The organism is Listeria sp. MAN/IMW/UF555 (assembly GCF_058684075.1).
This window is the reverse complement of record NZ_JBZWZS010000004.1, coordinates 128,433-140,663: the sequence shown is the minus strand read 5'-3', so window position 1 is coordinate 140,663 and position 12,231 is coordinate 128,433. Positions and strand designations below refer to the sequence as shown.

At 36.3% G+C, this 12,231-nt stretch carries 10 protein-coding genes; all 10 read left to right on the top strand.

Annotated features, from left to right (window positions below; all coding sequences use genetic code 11):
- Positions 1-21 precede the first annotated feature (21 nt).
- The 10 genes from prfB (at position 22) to pnpS (ending at position 12,165) form a co-directional block, all read left to right on the top strand.
- Positions 22-1,123 (top strand): peptide chain release factor 2 gene (gene prfB / locus AC4PG8_RS12835; protein WP_115848561.1). Its coding sequence is split into 2 segments (ribosomal slippage): positions 22-93 and positions 95-1,123, totalling 1,101 coding nucleotides; the frame shifts between segments, so codons are not numbered across the junction.
- A 5-nt stretch (positions 1,124-1,128) separates the two neighbouring features.
- Entirely contained in the window at positions 1,129-1,992 is an 864-nt protein-coding gene (locus tag AC4PG8_RS12830) for a YitT family protein (RefSeq protein ID WP_070752443.1), read from the top strand.
- A gap of 504 nt (positions 1,993-2,496) precedes the next feature.
- Positions 2,497-3,183, top strand: a complete 687-nt coding sequence (gene ftsE, locus AC4PG8_RS12825; protein ID WP_003772335.1) for a cell division ATP-binding protein FtsE — start codon at positions 2,497-2,499, stop codon at positions 3,181-3,183.
- Entirely contained in the window at positions 3,173-4,057 is an 885-nt protein-coding gene (gene ftsX, locus AC4PG8_RS12820) for a permease-like cell division protein FtsX (RefSeq protein ID WP_010991316.1), read from the top strand. The genes ftsE and ftsX overlap by 11 nt, the downstream gene beginning before the upstream one ends.
- Positions 4,058-4,132: 75 nt before the next feature.
- Positions 4,133-5,329, top strand: a complete 1,197-nt coding sequence (locus AC4PG8_RS12815) for an NlpC/P60 family protein (RefSeq protein ID WP_033533643.1) — start codon at positions 4,133-4,135, stop codon at positions 5,327-5,329.
- A gap of 120 nt (positions 5,330-5,449) precedes the next feature.
- Entirely contained in the window at positions 5,450-6,763 is a 1,314-nt protein-coding gene (locus AC4PG8_RS12810; RefSeq protein WP_160464800.1) for a murein hydrolase activator EnvC family protein, read from the top strand.
- A 121-nt stretch (positions 6,764-6,884) separates the two neighbouring features.
- The gene (gene cls / locus AC4PG8_RS12805) at positions 6,885-8,333 is read left to right on the top strand and encodes a cardiolipin synthase (RefSeq protein WP_003768327.1); all 1,449 of its coding nucleotides are present in this window, start codon (positions 6,885-6,887) and stop codon (positions 8,331-8,333) included.
- 30 nt (positions 8,334-8,363) lie between these two features.
- Complete coding sequence (locus AC4PG8_RS12800) at positions 8,364-9,539, top strand: PDZ domain-containing protein (protein ID WP_045554280.1); 1,176 nt, start codon at positions 8,364-8,366, stop codon at positions 9,537-9,539.
- A 140-nt stretch (positions 9,540-9,679) separates the two neighbouring features.
- Positions 9,680-10,390, top strand: a complete 711-nt coding sequence (locus AC4PG8_RS12795) for a response regulator transcription factor (protein WP_185541151.1) — start codon at positions 9,680-9,682, stop codon at positions 10,388-10,390.
- Positions 10,390-12,165: a two-component system histidine kinase PnpS gene (pnpS, locus tag AC4PG8_RS12790; protein WP_160466567.1), complete on the top strand. Its 1,776-nt coding sequence runs from the start codon at positions 10,390-10,392 to the stop codon at positions 12,163-12,165. The genes AC4PG8_RS12795 and pnpS overlap by 1 nt, the downstream gene beginning before the upstream one ends.
- Positions 12,166-12,231: the final 66 nt, after the last annotated feature.

Genomic DNA, 12,231 nt, shown 5'->3' with positions numbered 1-12,231 from the left:
TCAAAAAAGGTGGAATTAAGAATGGAATTAGCAGAAATTCGTAATGAACTAGAAAAAACAGCACAGCAAATCAAAGACTTTAGGGGGTCTCTTTGACTTAGACAGCATGGAAGTTCGAATTGCTGAGTTAGAAGACCAGATGTTGGATCCGAATTTTTGGAACGACCAACAAGCGGCTCAAAAAGTAATTAATGAGTCAAATGGATACAAAGAAACGTATCAAGCTTTTCATGCGCTTGAAGAAGAACAAGAAAGCATGGAAATCAGTTTAGAACTACTAAAAGAAGAAGCGGATGAAGATTTACAAGCAGAATTAGAAAAAGATATTAAAGCATATATGGCGACGATAAGTGAATTTGAACTTAAGTTAATGTTAAGTGATCCATATGATAAAAATAATGCTATTTTAGAATTGCATCCAGGTGCTGGTGGAACAGAATCACAAGACTGGGGCTCAATGTTATTACGCATGTATCAACGTTGGTCTGAGAAAAAAGGTTTTAAAGTCGAAATGCTCGATTATCAAGCGGGTGATGAAGCGGGTATTAAAAGCGTTACATTACTCATCAAAGGACACAATGCATACGGCTATTTGAAAGCAGAAAAAGGTGTGCATCGTTTAGTTCGTATCTCTCCGTTCGATTCATCAGGTAGACGTCATACATCTTTTGTTTCAGTGGATGTTATGCCAGAATTAGATGATGATATTGAAATCGAAGTACGTACAGAAGATTTGAAAATTGATACGTATCGTGCAACTGGTGCTGGTGGACAGCATATTAATACAACCGATTCAGCAGTTCGGATGACACATATTCCATCCGGGATTGTAGTAACGTGCCAATCAGAACGTTCGCAGCTTAAAAACCGTGAACAAGCAATGAAAATGTTGAAAACAAAACTATATCAAAAAGAACAAGAAGAAAAAGAACGCGAGCTAGCAGAAATTCGTGGTGAGCAAAAAGAAATTGGTTGGGGAAGCCAAATTCGTTCGTATGTTTTCCACCCTTACTCCATGGTGAAAGACCATCGTACAAATTACGAAACCGGTAATATTCAAGCGGTAATGGATGGAGATTTAGACGACTTTATCAATGCATATTTGCGTTCTAGGATTGGATAAGAACGATGACAAATAAAAGGAAAAAGCAACCTTTATCCCCAATGGTTTCTAAATTAATTGAGTATTTATATGTTATTATTGGTGCTGCTTTAATTGCACTAGCCTTCAATGTTTTACTCTTGCCTAATCATGTTGCTTCTGGCGGTGTGAGTGGGATAAGTACGATTATTAACTATTTAACTGGTTGGAATCCAGCATTTATCCAGTGGGCTTTTAATATCCCTTTATTTCTTGCTGGATTATTCTTCTTAGGGTATCAATTTGGTTTGAAAACTTTTGTTGGTACAATGCTTTTACCTTTCTTTGTGTATTTAACACAAGGATTAACCCCGTGGACACATGAACCGCTAGTCGCTGCTCTATTTGGGGGTGTGCTAGTAGGAATGGGACTTGGAATTGTTTTTCGTGGCAAGGCCTCAACTGGTGGCACGGATGTGGCTGCCCAAATTTTGCATAAATATTCTCATTTAACATTGGGGATATGTGTAGCTTTAATTGATGGCTTTGTAGTTATCTCGGCAATGTTTGTTTTTGATATTGAATCTGGACTTTATGCACTTATTGGTCTTTTTGCAACTAGTAAAACAATTGATTTAGTGCAAGTGGGGCTTAATCAATCCAAAACAGTGTTTATTATTTCAGAGAATCAAGAAGCTATCAGACAAGCAATCCTCTTTAAAATTGATCGTGGTATTACTCGCCTTTCAGCAAAGGGCGGCTATACAGAAGATGACAAGCAAATCTTACTTTGTGTTATTGCTCAAAGTGAGTTTTCTAGACTAAAAGAAGTAATAAAAGAAATTGACCCAGAAGCTTTTGTCGTTGTAATGAGCGCAAGTGAAGTAATGGGGGAAGGTTTCACGTCATAAAAGGCAACATTTTCTCCTCTTTTTAGGGGAGAAATGTTGCCTTTTTCAAGTTTTTTACCTCCCTATTTAACAATTTGATGACAGGAACCTTTAGCGTAATAGTAGACTTGAAGCAGTTTTGTTCTAATTGGTCTATTCCGGTAGCGATAACTGTAATGTTTTTTAATCTACCTGTAATGTTATTTAGGGTAAAAACAAGTTACAATGTTAGCAGTAGAAAAGACCAACACAGGTGCTTTTTTATTTTGTCTAAGAAAATAAGAACCACGGATAACTTTTCAAAAGAACTTAAAATCAAAAATTGTGTTTCCTATTACAATAATCGAGATATTGTCATACCCTGAAATATAATTGTAATGCAATTAACCTATAGATGAAAAACTGTCATGGTATAATTAAGCTTATGTTGTGAGTTTAAATTCGAGCCAACAAACAGTTCATCTTCATGGTTACCATGCATTACCTAAAATGTAACTCAGTAGAAAGGCATAGTAAGGTGATAAAATGATATTAATGGAAGATGTTTATAAGAAATACCCCAATGGCATAACTGCCGCTAATGGACTCAATATTAACATTGGCGAAGGGGAATTTGTTTATGTAGTAGGCCCGAGTGGTGCTGGTAAATCAACTTTTATTAAAATGATTTACAGAGAAGAACGAGCGACGAAAGGCAAAATCATCGTAGACAAATTTGATTTGATTAATATGAAAAATCGTGAAATCCCATATTTACGTCGAAACGTAGGCGTGGTATTCCAAGATTACAAATTACTTCAAAGCAAAACTGTTTATGAAAACATTGCTTATGCGATGGAAGTGGTTGAAACTGAGCCAACCGTAATTAAAGAACGTGTTATGGAAGTGCTAGATTTAGTCAACCTCAAGCATAAAGTAAGAATGTTGCCGGATGAACTTTCCGGTGGTGAGCAGCAGCGGATATCCATTGCCCGCTCGATTGCCAATATGCCTAAAGTATTAATAGCAGATGAGCCGACCGGTAACCTAGATCCTGATACTTCATGGGAAATCATGAATATCCTTGAAGAAATAAGCAATCGCGGAACAACCATTGTAATGGCAACCCACAACAAAGAAATTGTTAACACGTTGAAACACCGGGTAGTAGCTATCGAGAATGGAAGAATTGTTCGAGATGAGCAGCAAGGAGAATATGGCTATGAAATTTAGGACTGTAGGAAGACATATAAGAGAAAGTTTTAAGAGCCTTTACCGGAATGGTTGGATGACCTTTGCAGCAGCAAGTGCAGTAACAGTAACACTTATCTTAGTCAGCGTGTTTTTTGCAATATTGATCAACATGAACAAGCTTGCAACAGATGTAGAAAACAATGTACAAATTAACGTACATATTTCTCTAAGCGCAGACAAGAAACAGCAGCAAGAACTTGAGAAAAACATTGAGAAGATTAATGGAGTTGATAGTGTCAGTTTTTCTTCCAAGGATGATGAGTTGAAGAAATTAGTTGGCGCGTACGGCAAAAACTTCGAATTGTTTAAACAAGATAATCCACTATACGATGTGTTCGTTGTAGAGGCTAAAGAGCCAACACAAACGAAGGCGATTGCTCAAAAAGTAGAAAAATTACAGTACGTAGATAATGTAGAATATGGTGAGAAAACAGTCGACAAATTGTTTGATACCTTAAAATGGGGACGATATGCTGGTATTATCCTAAGCATTGGATTATTACTAACAGCGATGTTCTTAATATCAAACACAATTAAGATTGCGATTTTCTCCCGTCGTAGAGAAATAGAAATTATGAAATTAGTAGGAGCGACCAACTGGTTCATACGCTGGCCTTTCGTTTTAGAAGGTGCATGGCTTGGGTTAATTGGTTCGATTGTCCCGGTTGTATTAACATTTATAGGCTATGTTAATATTTACAACTTGGTAAATCCGAAGTTGGTGACAAGTTCACTATCACTTCTGCCTCCAACACCGTTCGCCTATCAAATCAGTGCTTTGATTATTGCAATCGGAGTTCTAATAGGAATTTGGGGTAGTGTTATCTCTATCCGTAGATTCTTGAAAGTCTAACTAAGAAATTACTTAACTTGAAATAAAAATAATTTAAAAGAAAAAGCTTAGGGAGCTTTTTAGGAGGTAAACTTTTTGAAAAAGAATACGTTTATTGCGATTTCACTCGCAGCAGTTATCAGTTTGACGCCAGCCTTTACAACAAATGTTTTTGCAGACGTAAATACAGACATTCAAAATCAAGATAAAAAAATCAATGACATTAAGTCTAAAAAAACAGGGTTACAATCAGATCTTTCTAGTTTAGTAGCAGATCTTGAGAAAGCTCAAGAAAAAGCGAAATCTTTACAAGGAGAATTTGACCAAACAGGCAAAGAACTTAAACAACTTAATCAAGATATTAAAGATATCAATGAACGTATTAAAGAACGCGAAACTGTTTTAAAAGAACGCGCTCGTGCAATGCAAAAAACTTCTAATTCTAATGCCTATCTTGAAGTAATCTTAGATGCAGAAAACCTGTCTGACTTAGTAGGTCGTGTTTCTGCAGTAAACCAATTAGTTGATTCTGACAAATCTATTTTAGAAGATCAACAAAAAGATGAAAAAGCTTTAAAAACTAAACAAACTGCAGTGAAGAAAAAACAAGAACAACAAGCAACTGCAATTCATGAATTCGAAGCACAACAAAATAAAATTGAAGCACAAAAAGCTGAAAAAGAAGCAATCGTTGCTCAATTAGCAGCTGATCAAGCAAGTGCTGAAAACGAAAAAGCTGGTCTTGTAAGTGAACGTGATAAAGCAGCGAAAGAAGCAACTGCTCGCGCAACTGCTTTACGTGAAGCTACTGATGCAAATGTTGGACAACAAACAACAAACACTAATGCTTCATCTAACAGCAAAACTTCAAACAAAGTAGAATCAACTAACAATAGTGAAGCACCAAGCGCTGCAACTCCATCAGGTGGTGGATATTCTGCAATGATCGCAGCAGCAAGAGCTCAACTTGGAAAACCTTATAGCCTTGGAGCAACTGGACCGAGCGCATTTGACTGTTCTGGATTTACATCTTATGCTTTCCGCGCTGCAGGAGTTTCTCTACCAAGAACTTCTGGCGGACAATATGCAGCAGCTTCCAAAATTAGTGCTAGCCAAGCAAAACCAGGTGACTTAGTGTTCTTCAACTACGGTGGCGGAATTGCTCACGTTGGAATTTATGTTGGTGGTGGTCAAATGATTAACGCTCAAAACAATGGTGTTAAATATGACAACATCACTAGCGGTTACTGGGCTAAATATCTTGTAGGATATGGCCGCGTAGCTAACTTCTAATAAGTATTGAAAAGTTAAGAAGCACCTTTGTCGTTTTAAAAACAAAGGTGCTTTTTTATATGGAACGTTAAGGGAATGAAGAAGTTCCTAGTCAAATAGATAATAGAAAAGGAGCTTATTATGCTTAAAAAATATGGGGTAGTAACAGCACTTAGCCTTTTGATTATTTCTGCACCATTAACAAGTGTTAAGGCGGAAAGTATTAATGACATGCAAAAACGCCAAAGCGAAATAGAGCAAAAAAAATCAGAGCTAAATAAGAATCTAGACACAAAAAACTCAGAATTAAACCATTTAGAAAACGCTGAAAAAGACGCTGCTAAAGAATTAGAATCACTTTTAAATAGCATTGATGAAACAAATAAAAAGTTGAAAGAACAAGAAGATAAAGTTGATTCTGAAAATGAAAAACTGAAAAAACTAAAGAAAGAAATTGAAAAGCTACGCAATGATATTCGCGACCGTCAAAAAGTGCTTGATAGTCGAGCGAGAGCTATTCAAACAACAGGAACTGCCACATCATACTTAGACATGATTTTTGAAGCTGATGATTTTAAAGAACTTATCGACCGCGTGACAGTTGTATCCGCAATTGTTAAGGCGGACCAAAATATAATGCAAGATCAAAAAGACGATCAAAATAAACTAAAAGTAGCAGAAAATAGTTCAGAAAAAAAATTAGAAAACTTAAAAGTGCTAGCAGTTGAGCTAGAAGTATCAAGAAACAACATGGAAAGCCAAAAACAAGAAAAGAATGACTTAGTGATGGCTCTTGCAAATAAAAAAGACTTAACGAAAAGTGAACAAACACTTTTAACTAATGAACAAGGTGCTCTTTCAGACGAACAAAAGAAACTTGCTTCTAATATTGCTGGTGAAAAAGCAAAACAAGAAGCTGCAATTAAAGCGGCTGAAGAAAAACGCATGCAAGAAGCAGCGGCTAAAAATGCCACTGTCGCAGCGCAGCAACCAAACTCTGTAACATCTTCAGCAGGAACTGGCGCAACAGATACAGTAAGTTCTGGTGGCGGGCAGTTTATCAAGCCAGCATCAGGAATGTTAACATCTGGATTTAGTGAGCGTACTAACCCAGTTACTGGAAAATATGAATCTCATAAAGGTCAAGATATTGCGGGCGGAGGTACGATTACAGTATCCGCTGCGGCATCTGGTAGAGTCGTATTTTCAGGATTTGGCGCAACAGGTAGTGGCTTTGGAGGTTATGGTTACGTCGTGAAAATTGATCATGGTAATGGCTTCCAAACATTATATGCTCATATGCGTGCCGGTAGCTTGAAAGTAGTAACTGGTCAACAAGTATCACAAGGACAACCAATTGGTATTATGGGATCCACCGGTCAATCAACCGGACAACATCTTCATTTTGAGATTCACAAAAATGGTATTCCAGTTGATCCAGCACCTTATATTTAATTTGAAAACCATTGATGATAAATCAATGGTTTTTCTTAGCTAAAAACGAACTGGAATAGGCTAAATACGGTTTTTATGATATGATACTACTATCAGTTTGTGTAAGAAAAGGGGGAACACAATGGGACTATTAGCTTATTTATTAGTCATTTTGCTGATTTTAAACGTATTCTTTGCGGCAGTGACGGTCTTCTTAGAAAGACGCGATACATCCGCCACTTGGGCTTGGTTACTAGTCTTAACTTTTGTTCCAATATTTGGATTCATTATCTATTTAATTTTTGGGAGAAAGCTTTCAGGGAAGAAGATTTTTGATTGGAAGGGACAAGAAAAAATCGGGATACAAGAGTCAACAGCAAATCAAATAGAAATGATACGTCAAAAAGAATTTCCATTTAGCGATCCAAATGTAAAAAAACATCGCGATTTAATTTACTTATTGCTTGTTAATGATGGAGCTATTTTGACGCAAGATAATGAAGTAGAGCTTTTTATTGACGGTCACGAAAAATTTGATGCTTTAATAGCAGATATTGAAAAAGCAAAAGATCATATTCATCTCATCTACTATATTTTCCATTCGGATGAGCTTGGAAACCGTTTGATGCGAGTGCTTGAAAGAAAAGCAGCAGAAGGTTTAAATGTAAAAATTATTTATGATGCAATGGGTTCACGGACGACGAAAAAATCATTTTTCCGTACTTTCGAAAAAAATGGCGGTTTAGTAAGACCATTTTTCCCATCTAAATTACCATTAATTAATTTCCGCTTGAATTATCGTAATCACCGAAAATTGGCGATTATTGACGGAGATGTTGGTTATATTGGTGGCTTTAATATTGGTGACGAATATCTTGGACGTTCGAAAAAATTTGGTTATTGGCGCGATACACATTTACGCGTGCATGGTAAAGCGGTATATGCTATGCAAACCCGGTTTATCATGGACTGGAATTCGGCATCATCTACTCATAAAATTGACTATAAAGCGAGATATTTTCCAACATTTCACGGTAAAGGCCATACAAGCATGCAAATTGTGTCTAGTGGTCCTGATTCCGAATGGCAACAAATCAAGAATGGTTACATTAAAATGATAAATGCTGCTAAAAAAACGATTTACTTGCAGTCTCCATATTTCATTCCAGATGCGAGTTTGCTTGAAGCGATAAAAATTGCAGCACTTTCAGGAGTCGATGTTCGTGTCATGATTCCGAATAAACCTGACCATGCTTTTGTTTACCGAGCAACAACTAATTACGCCGGTGAACTTATGGAAACAGGAGCTAAAATCTTTATTTACGATAATGGTTTTATTCATGCAAAGACCTTAGTTGTTGATGGTGAAATTGCTTCTGTAGGAACTGCCAATATGGACTTTAGGAGTTTCCGCTTAAATTTTGAAGTCAATGCTTTTATTTATGAAAAGAAAATGGTTCAAAAATTAGAAGATGCATTTTTAGAAGATATTTTAAAATCGTACCAATTAACACCTGAATTATATGCAAAACGATCTTTATGGATTAAATTTAAAGAAGCGGTAAGTCGACTTTTATCGCCTATATTATAGAAGTAACTTAAGGGAGAGCTGGTGTAGAAAATGGATATTTTTAGTGAAATACTTAATGGAATAGGGAGACTACTTCTACAACCAGCATTGTATGTAGGAATTATTTTAGTGATAATTGCTGGTTTTAATCGAGTGAAGTGGGAGCGGAAATCGTTTAGTATTAGCATTTATTCGCCGTGGTTAGAGCTGAAGAATTTCTTTGGCGTGAGTTTGTTGTTTGGTCTAGTGCTATCCATTATTACTACACTTATTGGATTTAGTGTAATGATTGAATGGATTGCGATTTTTAATGCCGTTGCTTGTTTCTTATTAATTGTCGGGATGTTCCGACTTAGCTCTACTGCTTTTACTATTGGAATTACAAGCTTAATCTTTTATTTTTGCTATTATTTCGATGTTAACTTGTCACCATTTACCAATTTAGAGTTTACATATGATGCAATATTTATAGATAATTTTATGATTTCGATGACATTTTTACTGGCGATTTTGTTGTTTGTAGAAGCTTTCTTGATCCAATACACAAGCGCGAAAAATCCGTCACCATCCCTTCGTAAAAGTAAACGCGGTAAGTTAGTCGGTTCATTTCAGTTAAGAAAATTATGGTTTGTACCACTTGTTGTTTTTATTCCTGGAGATGTGTTTACGAAGATTTTTGAGTGGTGGCCTGTGTTTACAATTGGGTCCGAGTCATATTCGTTAATTATTTTGCCATTATTCATTGGTTTCCAGCAGCAAGTACAAGCGCAATTGCCAGAAGAAGCTAGTAAAAAAATTGCCGTTCAAGTAACTACATTAGCAACGATTATTGCTGTAGCTGGTTTGATTGGAATAGTAATGCCAGTACTAACACTTTTTGCGTTTATGTTCGCTGTGATCGGTCGATTTTGGATTTCCTATCGTCATTACCGCTCCGAACAATTACTACCGAAAAAATTTGGTCCGCAACCTGACGGGCTTGTAGTTCTTGGTGCCCGTGAAAGCACTCCTTCAACCCGTTTGAATTTAAAAGCAGGCGAAAAAATTACAGAAGTTAACGGACAAAAAGTGCACAATCGCGAAGAACTATACGAGGCGCTTAACTTAAACCGCGCATTTTGTAAGTTAAAAGTAATTGATAACGCTGGTGAGCCACGTTTTGAACAAACAGCACTTTATGAAAATGAATCTTTTGAACTGGGTTTATTATTAGTTGAACCGAGATGATTTTAAAACACCAGTGGCAGCATTGGTGTTTTAAGTTTTTGTAAAGATAAGATTAATATAAATGCATTTCTACCCGAAAATAGTTAATTCATGCTATATTTTAGATAAAAGGGTTACATAAAGAAGGGATGGGAAGTAAGTTGGTAAAAATTCTTGTAGTTGATGATGAGGCTTCTATTGTTACCTTGTTGCAATTTAATATTGAAAAAGCTGGATTTGATGTAGTCACAGCTGAAGATGGTAGAACTGGGTACGAACTTGCTCTATCGGAAAAACCAGATTTAATTGTACTTGATTTAATGCTTCCTGAAATGGACGGAATTGAAGTAACGAAAAAACTCCGCCAAGATAAAGTTGGAGTTCCAATACTAATGTTAACTGCCAAAGATGAAGAACTAGATAAGATCATTGGTTTAGAGTTAGGTGCAGACGATTATATGACAAAGCCGTTTAGCCCTAGAGAAGTTGTCGCAAGGATTAAAGCTATTTTAAGACGGACAGAAGGCAAGGCCGAAGTTATCGAAGAAAAAACGGAAGATACAGAAGCGACTATTTTAATTGGTGATTTGAAAATTTTACCGGATAGTTATGAAGTATATTTGCAAGATGATTTATTAGATTTAACGCCGAAAGAATTTGAGCTGCTCTTATTCCTAGCCAACCATCGCGGCAAAGTTTTTTCGAGAGATCAATTGCTTGATACGGTTTGGAATTATGATTATGTAGGTGAAACGCGGATTGTAGATGTTCACGTTAGCCATTTACGCGATAAAATTGAACTAGATACTAAACAACCGAAATACATTAAAACAATACGTGGATTCGGTTATAAAATGGAGAATGTAAAATAATGAAAAAATTATGGCTGAAAATCGGGTTATCTTTTTTTATCTTATTTTTCGTTGTGATGGTTATTGTAGGTATTTTCTCTGGGGAATTAATGAAATCCACTTATTTAACGATGAAAGAAAACCAGCTAGAAGATGACGCGAAAATCTTACTGCAAACAACTAACATTGAGAATTTAAATTTGGATGAAGATGCAGGAACGATTCAAAAAACACTTGATCCGCTTGGTGATGAAATTGATGCTCGTATTACGGTGATTGATAATGATGGTGATGTTGTAGCTGACACCAAAAAAGATCCTGATAACTTAAACAATCATATGAACCGCCCAGAAGTAGCTGATATTCTTGAAAAAGGAAAGAATGTGGGCATTTCAATTCGGGAAAGTGATTCACTTGGTTATAGTATGCTTTATGTTGCGGTTCCCGTTAAACATCAAGGGAAGACAGACGGCGTTTTAAGGATTTCAATTTCCCTTGAGTCGGTGGATGCAGCAGTTGCTAAACTTTGGGGCAATTTAGCTCTGATTTTCGGTATTGCTCTAGTCATTATCGCAGCCATCAGTGTTTTCATCGCCAGAAAAATTACTAGACCAGTGAATGAAATTATTGAAGTTTCGACCGATTTGGCTAATCATAAATACGATAGTCGCATTCACGGTAAAGTAAGCGGCGAACTTCAAGACCTTTCTGTCAGCGTTAATATGTTAGCAGAAAGTTTAGAAACACAGATGTTCGAAATTAAGCAAAATGAACAACGACTGAATGCTATTGTTCAAAACTTAGTGAGCGGCGTAATGCTTATCAATGTCGATAAACAAGTAATCATGACTAACCGAACAATGTACCAAATTTTAGGAGAAACTGAAATTACTGGAAAACCATTTTATGAAGTAATTAAAAGTTTCGCACTTAGTCAATTAATCGATGCAACTTTTGAAACAAAAACGATGCAACAAAAAGAAATCATTCTTTATTTCCCGCGGGAGATGATTTTAGATGCAAGTGTTTCGCCAATTTTAGCAGAAAACGGTGAAATTACCGGGATTATCTTACTACTACATGATATTACTCAAATCCGCCATCTGGAAAATGTCCGTTCTGAATTTGTAACAAACGTATCCCATGAACTAAAAACACCAGTAACTGCACTAAAAGGATTCGCGGAAACACTACTAGACGGCGCAATGTATGATGAAATACTACTCAAAAAATTCTTAACGATTATTAAAGAAGAAAGTGATCGACTTCATCGGTTGATAATGGATATTCTCGCACTTTCTAGAATCGAACAAAATCCTGTGACAGAAAATATTGAGCCAGTAGATGTAGATGAAGTGATCGAACAATCTTCCCGGACTATTTTTGAAATGGCGACCGAAAAAAATATCCAAGTATCTGTTCCAGAAAAAACAATTCCGCCAATCATTATTGAAACTGATCGTGATAAATTGCAACAGATTTTAATTAATTTACTTTCTAACGCGATAAACTACACCCCAGTAGATGGGAAAGTTGAAGTTAAATTAATTAATCAAGAAGCAGAGGTTATAATAGAAGTAACCGATAACGGAATTGGAATACCTGCTAAAGATATTGACCGCGTGTTTGAACGATTCTACCGAGTGGACAAAGCACGTAGCAGACACTCAGGAGGCACTGGACTTGGACTTTCTATCGTCAAACATTTAGTTGAAAACTGTGGTGGACGAATCGAAGTAGAAAGCCAAGAAGAAGTTGGCTCGACCTTCCGCGTCACTTTACCAAAAAAAGCCTAATAAATATCCTGTTTGAAAGAATGTAATCTTTCGGACAGGATATTTTTATTTTATTTACGAAAGACA